This window comes from Demequina sediminis (assembly GCF_030296675.1).
Taxonomy (GTDB): Bacteria; Actinomycetota; Actinomycetes; order Actinomycetales; family Demequinaceae; genus Demequina; species Demequina sediminis.
The window spans coordinates 488,529-505,509 of sequence record NZ_AP027736.1 but is presented as its reverse complement, the minus strand read 5'-3'; the positions used below and the strand labels follow the sequence as shown (position 1 = coordinate 505,509).

Genomic DNA, 16,981 nt, shown 5'->3' with positions numbered 1-16,981 from the left:
TCCCGCCTCCCGCCGTTTCGTGCGAGGCTCGACCCATGACAGTGACACCCGCCTCCCCCGCACCCGCCGTCCACGCCAAGCCCGCCCGCGCGGTCCTCGACGCCCTCGAGAGCACGCCCTCGGGACTCACCGCCGAGGAGGCCGCCCGCCGCCTCGAGTCGCACGGGCCCAATCGGCTGCCCGCCCCCGAGCGTCCCAGCGTGCTGCGGCGCATCCTGGGCCACTTCCAGGACGTGCTCATCTACATCCTGCTCGCGGCGGCGGTGCTCAAGGCGCTCCTGGGCGACTGGATCGACTTCGGGGTGATCCTCGCGGTGGCCGTCATCAACGCCGCGGTCGGCTTCATCCAAGAGGGCCAGGCGGAGAAGGCGCTCGACGGGATCCGTCAGATGCTGTCGCTCGACGCGCAGGCGTGCCGCGACGGCGAGTGGGCCATGGTCGATGCCGAGGACCTGGTCCCCGGCGACGTGGTGCGGCTGCGCTCGGGCGCGCGCGTGCCCGCCGACTTGCGCATTCTCGAGGCCACCAACCTTCAGGTCGACGAGGCCGCCCTCACGGGAGAGTCGGTGCCCTCGGTCAAGCAGGTCGATCCCGTCGAGCACGACGCGGGCGTGGGCGACCGCGCGTCGATGCTGTACTCGGGGACCATCGTCTCCGCGGGAAGCGGGATCGGCGTAGTCGCCGCGACCGGCTCGGGTACCGAGATCGGGCGCATCCAGCAGATGGTGTCCGAGGCCGACCAGCTCGACACCCCCTCGCACGCCAGCTCGCGCAGTTCGGGACGATGCTCGCGTGGGGCATCCTCGGGATGGCCGTCTTCATGCTCGTGGTGGGCTACGTGGTGCATCAGTTCGCGTGGGCGGACCTGATCTCGGCCGCGATCGGATTCGCGGTCGCCGCGGTGCCGGAGGGGCTGCCCGCGCTGGTCACCGTGACGCTCGCCCTCGGGGTCCAGCAGATGGCGCGGCGTCACGCGATCACGCGCAAGCTCACCGCGGTCGAGACGCTGGGGTCGGTCACCACGATCTGCTCCGACAAAACCGGCACGCTCACCACGAACGAGATGGTCGTGCGCCACGTCGCAACCGCCACCGCGACGTACGACGTCGAGGGCAAGGGCTACGCGCCCGAGGGCCGCATTCTGCTCGACGGCGAGGTCGCGACCCTCGCCGCGCACGACGACCTCGCGGCACTCGTCGCCGCCGCGGCATCGTGCAACGACGCCCGCGTGGTCGAGGAGGACGGCCGCTGGCGCGTGGTCGGCCAGCCCACCGAGGGCGCCGTGGTCTCGCTCGCGCTCAAGGCCGGCGCGGACACGGCGGGTGTCGAGCGCCTCGCGGTGCTGCCCTTCGAGTCGGACACCAAGTACATGGCGACGCTCGACCTGGTGCCCGGCGAGGGCCCCCACACGGGCCGCATGGTGCGCGCGATGGGCGCGCCCGACCGCCTCCTCGAGCGCTGCGCCCTCCAGCGCACCGCCGACGGCACCCTCGAGCCGCTCGACCACGCGTACTGGGACGGCGTCATCCACTCCCTCGCGCAGCAGGGGCTGCGCACTCTCGCCGCGGCGGAGCGGCCCGCGGAGCACGAGGACGACATCCTGGACCACGAGCACGTCGAGGAGGGGCTGGTCTTCCTGGGCGTGTTCGGGATCATCGACCCGCCCCGGCCCGAGGCCGTCGCGGCGATCGCCGAGTGCCACCGCGCGGGCATTCGCGTGAAGATGATCACCGGCGACCACGTGGGCACCGCGACGGCGATCGCGCGCGACCTGGGGCTCGCCCCCGCGCAGGGCGAGGTGCGTGCGCTCACGGGCGCGGAACTCGAGGCGATGTCGGACGCCGACCTCGAGGCCGTGGTGCGAGACGTGGACGTCTACGCGCGCACCAGCCCCGAGCACAAGATCAGGATCGTGCGGGCGCTGCAACGCCACGACGAGGTGGTCGCGATGACGGGAGACGGCGTGAACGATGCCCCCGCACTCACGCGCGCCGACGTGGGCATCGCGATGGGCATCAAGGGCACCGAGGCCACCAAGGAGGCCGCCGACATCGTGCTCGCCGACGACAACTTCGCGACCATCGAGCGTGCGGTCGAGGAGGGACGCCGGATCTACGACAACATCCGCAAGTCGGTCGTGTTCCTGCTGCCCACCAACGGCGCCCAGTCGCTCGTGGTGCTCGTCGCGATCTTGGTGGGATTCACGCTGCCGCTCGCGCCGGTGCAGATCCTGTGGGTCAACCTGGTCACCGGTGTCACCCTGTCCCTCGCGCTCGCATACGAGCGGGCCGAGCCGGGCATCATGGACCGGCCGCCGCGAGGCAGCGCGGGGTCGGTGCTGTCACGTTCCGCACTCCTGCACGTGGTGATCGCATCGCTCATCATCGGCGGCGCGACCCTCGCGGTGTCGTTCATCGTGCGCGGATGGGGAGTGAGCGCGGAAACCGCGCAGACCACCACGGTGACGATCCTCGTGCTCGGTCAGCTCGCGTACCTCTTCAACAGCCGCTTCCTCAGCCGGTCCAGCCTCACGCTCGGCGTGCTGCGTGGCAACCGCGCGCTGTGGGTCGCCGCGGGCTCGTTCCTCGCCTTCCAGCTCCTCTTCACGTACGCGCCGTTCATGCACGTCGCGTTCCAGTCCACGCCCATCGGGCTGCGCGAATGGGGTCTCGCCGCGGCGTTCGCCGTGGTGGTCTTCCTCGCGGTCGAGGCGATGAAGGCGGTCACGCGGGCCCGCCACCGCGCGCGAGACCGCGCCTAGCCCACCCCGCCCACGACGGAGCCCGGCTCGAGCGTGCCCGCGGCGATGTCCGCCCAGAACTGATCGATCGTGTCGGGATCGAGCAGGACGGTCGAGCCCACGCCGTCGACCCGGTAGCCCATGTCGGCGATCGGCGGCGTGCCCGTGATCGCGTCGTCACCGCGCGCGGCGTTGAAGTCGAGCGCGACGCGGGCCAGATCAAGGGCGCCGGTGCCGTCGCTCACCCGGAACGCGTCAAGGCCGGCGTCGACTGTCGGCACGAGCGTGAACGGGTTGAGCACGGTCGACGGGTTGAGGAGAGTGTCCGCCACCGCGGACACCAGCTGCTGCTGACGCTGCGCCCTGCCGATGTCCCCCAGGGGGTCGGAGTACCGCATGCGCGCGAAGGCGAGCGCGTCCGCTCCCCCGGCGACGTGACAGCCCGCCTCCCACTGCATGCCCGAGCGCCAGTCGTCGACGTCCTCGTCATAGCAAAGCTCGACCCCGCCGATCGCGTCGACCAGTCCCCCGACTCCGGTGAACCCGACCTCGAGATACGTGTCGATCGTCAGCCCCGTGTGCTGCTCGACCGTCGCCACCAGCAGCTGCGGTCCGCCGAACGAGAAGGAGGCATTGATCTTGTTGTCGCCGTAGCCGGGAATCTGGACCAGGGAGTCGCGCGGAATCGAGATGAGCGCGGTCGGCCCGTCCTCGGGCCGGTGCAGCACCATGATCGTGTCGGTGCGCTCGCCCTCCGTCGGGTCGTTGCTGTCGAAGCCCTCGCGCGAGTCGGAGCCCACGATCAGCGTGGTGCTGCCCGCCGTGTTCGCGGCGCCGCTGAGCGCGTCGACGTGGGTGATGCGCGACTCGACCCAGATCCAGAACACCACCAGCGCGGCGAGCAGAAGCACCAGGAGAGTGACGAGCGTGCGGCGTACCGGGTGACGGCGCCGCGTGCGCGCCGGAGACTGGCGAGGGGACGATGCCGGGGCCGGGCGGGCGGGCGCCTGCTGCGGCCGCTGGGGTGAGGCCTGGGGACGCTGCGCGGGTGCGGGAGGCTGCGTGTGCTGGGAGCGTGACGCGGCGGCGGGCGCGGGCCTCACGCTCTCGCGGCGGACCGGCTGGGCGGGCCGCGCGACCCCGGGACGCTCGCGGTCGCCCCGCGGCGGGACCGACGGCGGGAGGCGGCGCGGCTCATCATTCACCCCGCGAGGGTATCTCGCGTTCGCGCGGGAACCACAGCGACGCCACGCGCGTCAGGAAGACTAGGGACGGCATCGGCCGTCAGCGCCACGACGACAAGGACACTCATGCCCGACCCGGATCCCGCCTCCTCTCAGGCCATCTCGCTGCTCAGCACCGGCGCGGGCTCGGTGACCTCCGAGCAGCTGCGGGACCTCAGCCAGGAACTGCAGCGTTTCCTGCTGCAGTACGAGTTCGGGCTGCGCGAGATCGAGACCAAGCTGTCCATCCTGCGTGACGAGTTCCTCTCGCTGCACGACTACAACCCGATCGAGCACATCTCGAGCCGCGTCAAGGCGCCCGAGAGCCTGGTCGACAAGCTGCGCCGCAAGGGCCTCACGTTCGAGCTCGCGACGGTCCGCGAGCAGATCACCGACATCGCCGGCGTGCGCGTCACGTGCGCGTTCTCGACGGACGTCTACCGGCTCTTCGACCTGCTCACGCAGCAGGACGACGTCACGGTGCGCAGTGTCAAGGACTACATCGCGCACCCCAAGCCCAACGGCTACCAGAGCCTGCATGCGGTGATCGAGATCCCCGTGTTCCTGTCCTCGGAGCGCGTGTCGGTCCCCGTCGAGGTGCAGTTTCGGACCATCGCGATGGACTTCTGGGCGAGCCTCGAGCACAAGATTTACTACAAGTACTCGGCGGCGGTGCCCGACGGACTGCTCGACGAGCTGAAGTCCGCGGCCGCCACCGCGACCGAGCTCGACGCGCGCATGGAGCGCCTGCACCGTCAGCTCCACGGCGACCGGTCGTGACGGCCTCGATGACGCTCCCCGCGGGCGAGCCGCCGGCGGGACCGTTCGAGTGCGGTACGGTCGCGTCCCTCGCGACGATGCTGGGGCTCGCAGGGCGGGCACCCGGACGGCCGTGGGTGGTCGCCGTCGACGGGCGAGGCGGAGCGGGCAAGTCGACGCTCGCGCGCCTGCTGGCCGCGGAGCTGGGACCCGCGGCCGTGGTGCACACGGATGATCTCGCGTGGCACGAGCCGTTCTTCGGGTGGGGCGGGCTGCTGCGAGTGGGCGTGCTCGAGCCCCTGCACCGCGGCGAGGCGGTCGACTTCCGCCCGCCGCAGTGGGTGGCGCGAGGCCGCGAGGGGTCGATCGCGGTGCCGGCGGGACTGCGCGCCGTCGTGGTCGAGGGTGCGGGTGCTCGTCAGCAGGAGTACGCGGACCTCGTCGATGCGACGGTGTGGGTGCAGGCGGACGTGGTGGAGGCCGAACGGCGCGGCGTCGCGCGCGACGTCGCCGAGGGCACCAATGGCGACGAGGATGAGGCACGGGCGTTCTGGCGCGAGTGGACGTCGCACGAGACTCCGTTCTTTGCCTCCCAACGACCGTGGGAGCACGCGCTCGCGGTGGTCGCGGGGACGCCTGTGCCTCGGTTCAACGGTCTCGGTGAGGGTGAGCTGGCGATCGCGCGGGGTCCCCTGCGAGGCTAACGGTGCCCTGATCGGGCATCGGGTGACCAACACCTCACGGGATCGCAGGCACGCGCAGCACGCTCGTTGCTAGGGTGCTGGAAACGAGCAAAGCACGGCACGACCGTCATCGATCTCCCGGTGAACGGGCGCGCGGTCCGGCCCGGAGGAGGATCTCGTGAGACTCGATCCCGCACTCCATCACCTGCCAATGCCCGCAGCCCTCACGAGCGCGGTGGGCAAGACGCCGTGGATCGTCGCTGAAGCCAACGCCGCCTTCGTGCAAGCGGTGGGCGAGACACGCGACGTCCGCGGGGCTGACCTTCGCACCCTGCTCGACGCGCCTCTGGGCGGGGTCACCGCTGACGAGGCACGGGACGTGGTTGAGCTTCCCGGGTCTCGGCCGGCGATGGACGGCACGCGCCGCCCGGTGGTGGTCACCGTCGTGCCGCTCGGGGGCCGGATCCCTCTCGCTCCCACGTGGTCTATGTGCGGGACCTGTCGGGCGATGAGATCGGTGCGCAGGTTCAGCGGACATACGACTGGTTCCGGGGGATGTTTCACCACACGCCGGATGCGAACATCGTTCTTGATCGCGACGGCCACCTGATGGAGATCAATCCTGCAGGTGAACGGATACTGGGCTTCAGTCGTGATGACCTGATGCGCGGCGGCTATGAACAGCGGGTGCACGAGTCACAACTCCCGCTCGCGCAGGGCGTCTTCCGGCGGCTCCTCGAGGGAGAGGTACAGCGATTCGAGCTGTCGCTCACGGACAGTGCGGGCGAGGTGAGGGACCTCGACATGTTGGCACTGCCCATGATCGAGGGCGATGAAGTCGCGGGCGTGTTTGTCCAAGCGCGCGACGTGACAGAGCGCAATGCAACGGAACGGCGACTTCAGGAAAGCGAGCAACGCTACCGCGCGCTGTTCGAAGACAACGTCGATTCGGTGGTCTCCTTTGACACGGAGGGCGGCTACGAGTACCTCAACCCCGCGACCGAGGCGCTCACGGGCTACTCCGAGAGGGAACTGCGCGAGCTCACGTACGTCCCGCTGCTCGTGCCCGATCAGCGGGACTTTGTGCTCGCCGAGTTCACGCGGGCCTTGGAAGGTGAAACGCGCCAGTACGAGACGGCGATGTACAACCGTGCGGGCGAGGTGGTGGACCTCCACATCACGCTCATTCCCATCATCATTGACGGCGAGACCCGTGGCATTCACTGCGTGGGCAAGGACATCACGCAGCAGAAGCGACTCGAGCGAGAGCTCAGCATCATGGCCTACACCGACTCGCTCACTGGCCTGGGAAACCGAAACGCAGCAGCAGAAGACATCGCACACCGCGTCGCCGACGGCCGCCCGTTCGCCGTGATCGCGATGGACCTCGACCGGCTCAAGTCCGTCAACGACACGTGGGGCCGTGACACGGGCGACATGCTGCTCACCTCGATCGCCCAGCGGCTCGCTCACCGCCTCTCTGACCGCGCGACCGTGTACCGCTACGCCGGCGACGGCTTCATTCTCACGTTGGACTCCGGCGATCCCCACGTGGCGACCGCCGTCGCCGAGGACCTCCGCGAGCTTGTGCGCGCCCCGCTCATGCTGGGCGGGCACGAGGTCACGATCTCGGCGACACTTGGCATCAGCACCTACCCCGACGATGGGTGCGATGCGGAAACGCAGATGCGCAACGCTGAGACCGCGCTGTACGGCGCAAAACGGCGAGGCTTGAACCAGGTCGCGCTCTACCGGTCCATAGCGACCCCCGACGATGACCGCCGGGTCCACATTGAACTTGAGCTGCGCCGCGCCCTCCAGCGCGATGAACTCTCTGTCGTGTATCAGCCCCAAGTGTCACTTCCCACCGGTGAACTCCACGGCGCGGAGGCGCTCATGCGCTGGAACAGCGCCACGCTCGGCGCAGTGTCTCCCGACACCTTCATCCCGGTCGCCGAGGACACGGGACTCATCGGCGAGATGGGACGGTGGGTCATCGAGACCGCATGCCGTCAACTCGCCGAGTGGACCCGCCGAGGGTGGGAGCTGACCGTCTCAGTCAATATTTCGATGAGCCAGTTTGGCGATGACGGGTTCGTCGGCCACCTTGAGCGCACCCTCGCGACAACCGGCATCGACCCCCACCTGCTGGTGCTCGAGATCACGGAATCGATCGCGAGCCGCGTCGACATCGCCGTCGCGCGCCTCCACCAGTTGAGGGAGCTAGGCGTACAGATCGCGATCGACGACTTCGGCACCGGCTACAGCTCGCTGCAGTACCTGCGCGACTTTCCTCTCGACTATCTGAAGATCGATCGCGGATTCGTGAGCCAGAGCACCCACCACGCCCGTGACCGCGACCTGGTGGCGACCATCGCCCAGCTCGCCCGCAACTTCGGCCTGCGGACCGTCGCGGAGGGCGTCGAGTCACAGGCCGAGGTCGATCTGCTCACCGACCTGGGAGCGGACCTCGCCCAGGGTTACCACTTCTCGCGACCACTCGACCCCGAGTCATTCGAGGCGTGGGTCGAGGCGCACCTCGCGGCGTTCCCGCAGGCCTAGCCTCAGTCCTCCAGGGCCTCCACGAGGAGCGCGACGAGCGCCTCGAGTTGCACGTCCGTCGACGAGTCGCCCTCCTCGACAGCGACGCCGTCGAGCGCCTGAGCGGCGAGCCCGGACTTGGCGTCGATGAGCTCGGCAATCTTCGCGTCGATGGTCTGCGCGGCGATGATGCGCCACGCGGTGACGGGCTCGGACTGGCCGATCCTGTGGATGCGGTCGATCGCCTGGGTCTGCTCGGCATCGGTCCACGACAGCTCCGCGAGGACCAGGTTCGAGGCCACCTGCAGGTTGAGCCCCACTCCCGCCGCCATCAGCGAGCACACCACGATCGACACCTCGGGGTCCTCGGTGAACGCGGTGACGTTCTTCTCGCGCACCTTGGCGGTCTGGTCGCCCCTGATCGAGGCGAACCGGATGCCGCGGTCGGCAAAGATCTGCTCCGCCTGGTCCATGACGTCGATGTGCTTGGCAAAGAACACCACCTTGCCCACGTTGCGCACCAACTGGACGGCGTAGTCGGCCGCAAGTCCAGCCTTCGCCTGGCCGATGCGCCGGACCATCGTGAAGACGTTCTCGCCCGAGGTCTTCGAGCTCGCGTCCTTGAGCTCCGCCGCCGCGACGCGGCGCGCCAGCTCGAGGTCGATCCCGCCGTCGTCGGCGTGGTCCGGGCGCGCGGCGACGGCCCGGCGGTAGCTGTCGACCATGCGGCTCGCGAGGGCGGCCTCGGCGGCGCGAATCGACCGTCCCACGGGTCCGTCGAGCTCGACGGGAAGGTCGGCGACGCGGCGTGCGGGGATGTCGGCGGCGACGTCGGCCTTGCGGCGGCGCACGATTCCCATGTCGATCACGGCCGCGCGCGCCGCGGCGTAGAAACCACGGTCGGTGGGGATGAGTCCCGTGTCCTCGAGGGCCGCCATCAGCGCGCCGAGCGGCTTGTCGTCGTCGATCCAGCCCAGGAACTGCCAGATCGCCCGGAAGTCCTCGATGTCGTTGATGAGCGGCGTACCCGTGAGGGCCATGAGCAGCGGGCGCGCAGCGCGCTCGCGGATCCGCTGCGCGAGCGCGAGCACGTGCTGCGAGCGCTGCGAGGACCGATTCTTGATGAAGTGTGCCTCGTCGACCACCATGCCGCGGAAGCCCAGGTCGCCGAACCAGCCCACGTGCCGATCGAGGATGTCGTAGTTGACGATCACCACGTCGGCGAAGGCGTCGACGTCCTCGCCGTCGCCATGGACCACGCTCGCGCGCCGATGCGGGGTCCACAGCGAGACCTCGTGCGCCCAGTTGGTCTTGACGACGTTGGGGACCACGACGAGCAGCGGGTAGGCATCGGCCGCCTCGGCGGCGAGCAGCGCCTGCGCGGTCTTGCCCAGGCCGGGCTCGTCCGCGAGCAGGAAGGTACGGTGACCGCGCGACGACGCCGCCACGACCTGGGCCTGGTGCGGCATGAGCGCGCGGCCGAGCGGGACGGGGATCGACCGCGCCGTGAGCGAGTCCGGCTCGGGCAGCTCCATGCACGCGCGCACCCCGTTGGTGTCGTGCTCGAAGGACCTGAACAGCGGCTCGAGCAGCTCCCACCCGGCGAGTCGCCGCGGCCGTGCCGTCACGCGCTCGCTGGCCGCCGAGAAATCGGGGGCAAGGAAGGGGTTGGCGAGCTGGCGAGAGATCGCGGACTGCGGCACCACGCGCTTCTCCTGCGCGGGAGTCGGTTCGCTCGGCGCCGGCGGCTCGGGCTCCTCGGGAGCCTCCCGTCCGGCGGCACCCAGCACCGTGGCCTTGTAGGCGCGCGCGGCGTCGGACACGCGCGCGTCCTCGGCCAGCAGCGCCAGGAGCGACGTGTCACGCGCGGCGATCTTGGCCAGCAGCGTGGCCACGCCGTCGAGTCGCTTGAGCTCCTCGCCGCGACGCGATACGGACATGGCCTCGTCCGCCTTGACGCGTGCGCGCTCCTCGCGCGCCAAGAGCGCCACGACCTGGAACTTGGTCCGTAGCGCGGGACGCGTCGGCGGGCGCTGCACGACGCGGTCGACGTCTCTGGCGATCCCCGCGAGGATCGCGATGAGGTCCTGGTCGGCCGCGCGCGTGGCGCGACGGCGTGAGGTCCCGGCATCGGTGCGCGCGCGGCTGCGCCGCTGGCCCGACTGGCCTGGTCGTGACACCTTGCCTCCTGCTGTCCTGCGCGTCGCACGTGCGCCGCGCCACTTCTCACGGGGATGCGCCGGCCTTCGCCTCGCACACCCGGGGGCACCGTCACGGTGCCCCGGGTCATCGCCTCAATGCGGATGAGCTGGCCGATACGCCGGGTTCTGTCACTCACGCCGCGTTGCCGCAGCGCGAGGGGCGACCATCCATCTAGGCCCTGGATTGCTCCAGGGCTCAAGCAGCCTACCCGGATGCTCGGGCGGGCAGCCCTCGAACGCATCCTGTCTGGCCTTGCTCCGGGTGGGGTTTACCGTGCCGCTCCCGTCACCGGCAGCGCGGTGAGCTCTTACCTCACCCTTTCACCCTTACCTCCCCGTGCCCGAAGGCGCCGAGAGGCGGTTTCCTTTCTGTGGCACTGTCCCGCGGGTTACCCCGGGTGGCCGTTAGCCATCACCCTGCCCTGCGGAGCCCGGACGTTCCTCGAGACCCCGAAGGACCGCGCGGTCGCCTGGCCAACTCATCCGCATGCCCAGCGTACCGGGCGCGACCCTGCCACCGCATCGTCTCCGCACGCACGAACCGCGACACGTGCACGCAGCCCCTACCCTGGTCCCCGTGCTGATCCTGCTCCCGCCCTCCGAGGGCAAGACCGCCCCCGCCTCCGGCGCCCCCGTGGACCTTTCGTCCCTGTCCCACCCCGCGCTCGAGGATCACCGACGCCGCGTGGGCGACGCCCTCGTCAGGGTGAGCGGCCAGCGCAACGCGAGCGAGGTGCTCGGCGTCGGACCCAGTCTGAGCCCCGAGATCGAGCGCAACCGCACCCTGTGGGACAACCCCGCTGCACGGGCCGCCACCGTCTACTCCGGCGTCCTGTACGACGCGGCAGGCATGGCGACGTGGGACGCGCCCACCCTTGAGCGCGCGCGGGCTCACGTGCGCATCGTCTCCGCGCTGTGGGGCGCCGTCTCCCCCGCCGACCCCATCCCCGCCTACCGCCTGTCGATGGGCACGAGCCTGGGTCGCATCGGCCCGCTCGCGGCGCTGTGGCGACGCCATCTCCCCCGCGAGCTCGACGCCGTCGCGGACGGCCGCCTCGTGATCGACTGCCGCAGCGCGAGCTACGTCGCGGCCTTCCGGCCCGCCGCCTCCCCGTGGGTCTCCGTGGGCGTCCAGCGCGAGCTGGCGGGCAAGCGCGCGGTCGTGAGCCACATGGCCAAGCACACGCGCGGACTACTCACGGCACACCTGCTGAGGGACGATGCCCTGCCCGAGACCGCGCAGGACCTCGCCGATGCCGCGGCAGGGATGATCGGAGACGCGCTCGTGGACGTGGCGCTGACCCCGCGAGCCAAGGGCCCGGACGAGCTCACTCTGGTCATCGCGGGCTGAGGTCCCGACCGACGCGCAGCGCGCCGTGAGAACCTAGGCCCATGACCGATCAAAGCCAGCTGTTTCCTGGCAAGTACTTCATCTCGACGGTGCTGGACGCGCTCGATACCAAGACCGCCATGAGCGGGACCCTGGCGCGCGTCTACCTCATGCGTGCGGCCATGGCCGGCGGCCTGATTGGCGTCATGTACCTGGCGTACTACACCGTGGTGTCGACGTTTGGCGCTCTCGGCGACGACTCGCTGGGACTCGGCAAGATGGTCGGCGGACTGGTGTTCGGCTTCGCGCTGGTGTTCATCTACTACAGCAAGTCCGAACTCCTGACGTCGAACATGATGATCGTGTCGATCGGCGCGTACTACCGGCGCACCACCCCCTCAAGTCCCTGCGCATCCTCCTCCTGTGTTACGGCGGCAACTTCGTGGGCGGCCTCGCCGTCGCGCTCCTCGTGCTGGGCTCGAGCCTCGCGGACGGTGCGATCGGTGAGCAGATGGCGCACTCCGTTGATCACAAGGTGGGTCTCGTCGCGGAGGGCCTCGCGGGCTGGTCGGACCTGTTTGTGCGCGCGGTGCTCTGTAACTTCATGATCAACCTCGCGATGCTGCTGGTCTACAACGGCATGATCAAGGACGACTTTATGAAGTCGCTCGCGATGATCATGAGCGTGTTCGTGTTCGCGTTCCTGGGCTTTGAGCACTCCGTCGCCAACACGGTGCTGTTCACGATCGTCGGTCTTCACGATGGCATCGATGTGGGTCTCGCGCTGGGCAACCTCGCGATCGTGCTCGCCGGCAACTTCGTGGGCGGCGGACTGTTGATCGGCTACTACTACGCGTACGCCAACGACGACCGCAAGCACCTGCTGCGCCGCGGCCTGACCCCCAGCGAGTAGCGACCGGGGGCCAGGCGCGTTCGCTATGCGCGCGGGTCGATCATGACCTTGAGGGCCTCACGCGCGTCCATCGCCGCGTAGCCCGCGGGCACCCCGTCGAGGCCGACCGTCATGTCGAAGACCCTGCCCGGCTCGATGCGACCCTCGAGAACCTCCGGGATGGCAGCCTCGATGTAGGCGCGCACGGGCGCCGGGCCGCCGGTCAGCGTCACGTTCTTGCCGAACAGCGAACCGAATCCCACGGGAGCGTCCTCGTACTGCGGCACGCCCACGCGGGAGATCACGCCGCCGGGCCGCACCACGCCGTACGACTGCTCGTACGCGGGCATGTGCCCCACGGCTTCGAGTACCACATGGCTACCCTCGCCACCCGTGAGCTCCATGACCTCCGCGATGCCCTCGGCGCCGCGCGCGGACACCACGTCCGTGGCGCCCCATTCGCGGCCGAGGGTGGTGCGCGACGCGTGGCGACCCATGAGGATGATGCGCTCGGCGCCCTTCTCCCGGGCAGACAGCACCGCGGACAGTCCCACCGCGCCGTCACCGATCACGGTGACGGTCTTGCCCGGAGCGACGCGGCCCATGTGGGCGGCGTGCCATCCGGTCAGGTAGACGTCGGACAGCGTGAGCAGCGACGCCAGCAGCGCGTCGTCGGCGGTGTCCGGGTCGACGCCGGGGACCTTAACCGCGGTGCCGTCGGCCTGCGCCAGGCGGAGCGCCTCGCCCTGCCCGCCGCTCAGCCACGAGCCGTGCACGCACGACGTGGGGAAGCCCTCGCGGCAGAACACACAGGTGTTGTCCTGGATGCCGAACGGCACGATGACGAAGTCGCCCTTGGTCAGCGTGCGGACCTCGGAGCCGATCTCCTCGACCACGCCGATCGCCTCGTGCCCCATGTGCCTGCCTGTCTCCGACGCGGGCATCGAGTGGAACGGGTGGAGGTCGGAGCCGCAGATGCAGCCGCGCACCACGCGGATGACCGCGTCGGTGGGCGCCTCGATCCGCGGGTCGGGGACCTCGATGACGCGGACGTCGCCCGCACCGAACATAAAGGTGGCTCGCATGGTTCTCCTTGTGTCAGGGATGGAGGGAACGGCTCAAGCATCGCGACGATGCCGGGGTGGCGGGAGTCTCGCTCGACAGGGGTACCGGCGGTACCCCTAGATCGCAGGGGCGTCACGACTCGCGGCCTGCTGAGTCGCCCACCAGCTCGCGAGCAGACGCAGCCGCTCGGCGGAGTCCGATCCTGGGGCGGCGGTGTAGAAGGTCAGTCCAAGCCCGGGGTCCGCCGGAAGCTCGAGCACGTTGTACTCGAGTTCAAGCATGCCGACAACAGGATGGACAAGTCGCTTGAGCCCCTGAATGTGGAGGCGCACGTCGTGACGAGCCCAGCGCACGCGGAATTCGTCGGATCGCGTCGACAGCTCTCCCACGAGGTCGGAGATCGCCCGGTCGAACGGGTCGCGCCCGGCCGCGGTCCGCAGGCTCGCGACGGAGCCGTCGGCGATGTCCTCCCAGTCGGGGTAGAACACGCGTGAGGCGGGATCGAGAAAGACGAATCGCGGGTAGCTCACAGCGTCACCCTGAGCCCTGAAGAGGGGGTCGTAGAGCGCCCGCGCGAGCGCGTTGGTCGCGACAATCTCCCCGCGCGCGTTGCCGACCACGCCCGCGGCATCCGTGGTCGCGTCCAACAGGTGGCGCAGCCCCTCGCGCATCCGGGGGCGTGGCGCGGCGCGCCGTCTGGCGCGCGCGCCCGCATTCGCCACCCTGGCGAGGTCGAAGAGGTGGGCGCGCTCGGCATCGTCCATGCGCAGTGCGGAGGCGATCGCCTCCAGCACCTCGTCGGAGACCCCGCGCAGGTCCCCGCGCTCGACCTTCGTGTAGTACTCGACGCTCACGCCGGCGAGGATCGCGACCTCGCCGCGGCGCAGCCCAGGAACGCGGCGCGCACCGCCCTCGGGCAGGCCCACCATGGCGGGAGTGACGCGCGCACGGCGCGTCACGAGGAACTCGCGGACATCCTCGCGGGAAACGGTCATGTCTCCCAGGCTAAGAGCGCTCCCCCACACTTGGGAGTCCCTGCCGGTACCCCGCTGACGAAGCGCCCTCACGCGGCGGGCGTCGGTCGCCGCGCGTCACTCGACCGGCGCACCCACGCACAGCACGTGCTGCTCGGCGATCGTCCCATCGCGCCGCGCACGCACCTGCAGGATCGTGATCGACGCGGGCGACGGCCAGATGGCGCCCCAGTGCGAGGCCGGCATCCCGAGCGCGGTGCCCACGATCGACTTGATCGCCACCGCATGCGAGACGAGCGCGATGCCCCGTGCCACGTCGCGGCCCGCCATGCACTCCGCCGCGTGGTCACGCGCGAGCTCCTCGACGAGCGCGTAGCCCCGCTCGCCCACCTGGGTGATCGACTCCCCGCCGGGCGCGAGCGTCTCCGCACGCCTCCAGTGGTGGATCGCGTCGCCGTCGCGCTCGACGATCTCGGGGACCGTGAGACCCTCCCAGTCCCCGAACACGACCTCGCGCAGCCGCTCCTCCGTCTCGACGTGTGCACCCACCCTGCGGCCGATCGCCGCGGCGGTCTCCTGCGTCCTCACCAGCGGCGACGCGAGCACGCGCGTCACATGCGGAAGGTTCATCCACGTGCGTCTACCGATCCCGTACGCGAGGTCGGCGGCCTTCGCGGCCTGCACGCGGCCCGGGGCGCTGAGCGGCGGGCCAGGCACTCCCCCACCCGACATGCGCCGCGACGTGGTCATCTCCGTGACGCCGTGGCGCACCAACACGAGCGTGAGGGGTGCGACCAGGTCGTCCTCGTGGGGAGAGAACGGCGACTGAACGCGCGCCTGAGAGGACGATGCCGGGGTCGCCGGAGAGTCGGCGTCCAGGTCCGTTCCCTCGGGCAGTGGATGGGGCCGGTGGGGCACCGGCGGCTCGACGTGCGTGTCCGTCATCGCTGTGCCGCCTACTTGCCCGCGCCGCGCACGAGGATGCGGCCACACTCCTCGCAGCGCACAATCGTGTCGGGCGACTTCGCCTCGATGTCGCGCAGGTCGCCGGGGTTCATCGGCATGCGGCATCCGAGGCACTGGCCCTGCGCGAGCGCAGCGGCGCCGATTCCACCGTGCGCATCGCGCAACTTGACGTAGAGCGCGAGCAGGCCTGCGTCGAGGCCAGCCGCGGCCGCCTCACGCTCGGCGGCCAGCCCGGCCAGCTCGGCATCGATCTGGGCCCACGCCGCGTCGCGCTCGACGGCGAGCTCCGCGATCTGCGCGGTGATGGCATCGACCTGCTCCTTGGCGGAGGCATGCTCCGACTCCGCCTGCTCGAGCGACTCCATCGCCTCGAGCTCGACGTCCTCGAGTTCTGCCTGACGGCGGACCAGGATCTCGAGCTCCGCCTGCAGCGCCTGCAGGTCCTTGGGCGATCCGGTGCCGGACGCGAGGCGAGCACTGTCGCGGGCGGCGCGGTCGCGCACCGACTGCACGTCATCCTCGGCCTTCTGCACCGCGCGGCGCAGGTCGGAGGCCCGGGTCGCGCTCGCCACGCGTGCCTCGTCGAGGTCGACCAGCCGCGCGGTGAGTTCCGCGATCTGCTCGAGCACCGGGAGGTGGTCGCGGCGGTGGCGCGCCTGCTGCGCGCGCAGGTCGAGGGCCTGCACGTCGAGGAGGCGGATCTGGTCTGCTGCGGGTGCTGAGGGCACGTAGTACTCCTTCGCGCTAGAAGCGCGCGGTCCAGGGGTCGGTGATGAGGGTCGAAACGATGGTGTCGATGCCGGTGGCGTCGCCGAGGTACTCGGCGGCCGCCTCGAGCCACGTCCACTCGGACGCGTAGTGAGCGACGTCGACGAGGAAGGGCGTGCCGCCGGCGAGGAGCGCGGCCTCGCGCGCATCCGACGCGGGGTGGTGACGCAGGTCGGACGTGAGGTAGACGTCGGCGCCGGCGACTCTGGCGGCCTCGAGGAACGAGTCTCCCGCGCCGCCCACGACGGCCACGGTCTGGACGGTCGCGTCGAGGTCGCCCGCGACGCGCACGCCGTGTGCGGTCTGCGGGAGCACCGCGGCCGCACGCTCGGCGAAAGCACGCAAGGTGATCGGCGCATCCAGGCGACCGATGCGCCCGGTGCCTTGTTCGGCATCGTCCCTCAGCGGCACGAGCGGCAACGCGCCCGACACCCCCAGGACCTCGGCGAGCGCCTCCGCAACCCCGCTGCCCGCGTGGTCGGCGTTGGTGTGCGCGTTGTACAGCGCGATCCCGTGCTCGATGAGCGCATGGATGACGGCTCCCTTGGGCGTCGCCGCGTTGACCGTGGTCACCCCGCGCAGCAACAGCGGGTGGTGCGTCACGATGAGGTCGCAACCGGCCTCGACGGCCTCGTCGACCACCGCGAGGGTGGGGTCGACGGCGAAGAGCGCGCGCGTCACGGCGGCGTCGGGCCTGCCCACGCACAGGCCGTTGACGTCCCAGTCCTCCGCGAGGTCGAGGGGGAAGCGACTCTCAAGCGCGTCCATCACGTCGGCCACAGAGGTCATGCGCTCAGGCTACTCGCTGCGCGCCCGCCGGCGATGCCGGTATGGCGCAC

At 70.4% G+C, this 16,981-nt stretch carries 13 protein-coding genes, 1 other RNA gene and 1 pseudogene; 7 read left to right on the top strand and 8 right to left on the bottom strand.

Annotation, left to right across the window (positions count from 1 at the left end; all coding sequences use genetic code 11):
- The first annotated feature begins 35 nt into the window (after positions 1-35).
- Positions 36-869 carry an HAD-IC family P-type ATPase gene (locus QUE44_RS14475; protein ID WP_491375252.1) on the top strand — a complete coding sequence of 278 codons (834 nt, stop codon included), beginning with the start codon at positions 36-38 and terminating at the stop codon, positions 867-869.
- On the top strand, positions 785-2,761 hold the full coding sequence (locus QUE44_RS02640) for an HAD-IC family P-type ATPase (RefSeq protein ID WP_491375251.1): 1,977 nt from the start codon (positions 785-787) through the stop codon (positions 2,759-2,761). Before QUE44_RS14475 ends, QUE44_RS02640 begins: the two co-directional genes overlap by 85 nt.
- Here the strand turns inward: QUE44_RS02640 and QUE44_RS02635 are convergent.
- The gene (locus tag QUE44_RS02635) at positions 2,758-3,945 is read right to left on the bottom strand and encodes an LCP family protein (RefSeq protein ID WP_286215723.1); all 1,188 of its coding nucleotides are present in this window, start codon (positions 3,943-3,945) and stop codon (positions 2,758-2,760) included. The genes QUE44_RS02640 and QUE44_RS02635 overlap by 4 nt on opposite strands.
- 105 nt (positions 3,946-4,050) lie before the next feature.
- Between QUE44_RS02635 and QUE44_RS02630 the strand changes: the two genes are divergently transcribed.
- From QUE44_RS02630 to QUE44_RS02620, 3 genes are all read left to right on the top strand, one after another.
- Entirely contained in the window at positions 4,051-4,743 is a 693-nt protein-coding gene (locus tag QUE44_RS02630; RefSeq protein ID WP_286215722.1) for a GTP pyrophosphokinase, read from the top strand.
- On the top strand, positions 4,740-5,426 hold the full coding sequence (locus QUE44_RS02625) for a uridine kinase family protein (RefSeq protein ID WP_286215721.1): 687 nt from the start codon (positions 4,740-4,742) through the stop codon (positions 5,424-5,426). The genes QUE44_RS02630 and QUE44_RS02625 overlap by 4 nt, the downstream gene beginning before the upstream one ends.
- Before the next feature lie 459 nt (positions 5,427-5,885).
- Positions 5,886-7,967, top strand: coding sequence for a putative bifunctional diguanylate cyclase/phosphodiesterase (locus QUE44_RS02620; RefSeq protein WP_350226876.1), 2,082 nt, complete (start codon positions 5,886-5,888; stop codon positions 7,965-7,967).
- Positions 7,968-7,969: 2 nt separating this feature from the next.
- On the opposite strand, the gene QUE44_RS02615 is transcribed toward QUE44_RS02620, so the two are convergent.
- Both QUE44_RS02615 and rnpB read right to left on the bottom strand, forming a co-directional pair.
- Positions 7,970-10,126, bottom strand: a complete 2,157-nt coding sequence (locus QUE44_RS02615) for a DEAD/DEAH box helicase (protein ID WP_286215719.1) — start codon at positions 10,124-10,126, stop codon at positions 7,970-7,972.
- A 120-nt stretch (positions 10,127-10,246) separates the two neighbouring features.
- Positions 10,247-10,629, bottom strand: an RNA gene (gene rnpB / locus QUE44_RS02610) — RNase P RNA component class A.
- A 95-nt stretch (positions 10,630-10,724) separates the two neighbouring features.
- Between rnpB and QUE44_RS02605 the strand changes: the two genes are divergently transcribed.
- Together QUE44_RS02605 and QUE44_RS02600 are read left to right on the top strand one after the other, a co-directional pair.
- Positions 10,725-11,498, top strand: a complete 774-nt coding sequence (locus QUE44_RS02605; RefSeq protein WP_286215718.1) for a YaaA family protein — start codon at positions 10,725-10,727, stop codon at positions 11,496-11,498.
- A gap of 41 nt (positions 11,499-11,539) precedes the next feature.
- Positions 11,540-12,390: pseudogene (locus QUE44_RS02600) on the top strand (formate/nitrite transporter family protein).
- 23 nt (positions 12,391-12,413) lie between these two features.
- On the opposite strand, the gene QUE44_RS02595 reads toward QUE44_RS02600, so the two are convergent.
- The 5 genes from QUE44_RS02595 to QUE44_RS02575 all read right to left on the bottom strand — a co-directional run bounded on the left by QUE44_RS02595 (position 12,414) and on the right by QUE44_RS02575 (position 16,931).
- On the bottom strand, positions 12,414-13,454 hold the full coding sequence (locus tag QUE44_RS02595; protein ID WP_286215717.1) for a zinc-binding dehydrogenase: 1,041 nt from the start codon (positions 13,452-13,454) through the stop codon (positions 12,414-12,416).
- 96 nt (positions 13,455-13,550) lie between these two features.
- Positions 13,551-14,501, bottom strand: coding sequence for a helix-turn-helix domain-containing protein (locus QUE44_RS02590; protein ID WP_286215716.1), 951 nt, complete (start codon positions 14,499-14,501; stop codon positions 13,551-13,553).
- A gap of 24 nt (positions 14,502-14,525) precedes the next feature.
- A complete protein-coding gene (locus QUE44_RS02585) occupies positions 14,526-15,353 on the bottom strand; it encodes a histidine phosphatase family protein (protein WP_286215715.1) in 828 nt (275 codons plus the stop codon).
- Positions 15,354-15,364: 11 nt separating this feature from the next.
- Entirely contained in the window at positions 15,365-16,102 is a 738-nt protein-coding gene (locus QUE44_RS02580; protein ID WP_286215713.1) for a zinc ribbon domain-containing protein, read from the bottom strand.
- A gap of 16 nt (positions 16,103-16,118) precedes the next feature.
- Complete coding sequence (locus tag QUE44_RS02575) at positions 16,119-16,931, bottom strand: Nif3-like dinuclear metal center hexameric protein (protein WP_286215712.1); 813 nt, start codon at positions 16,929-16,931, stop codon at positions 16,119-16,121.
- Positions 16,932-16,981 lie beyond the last annotated feature (50 nt).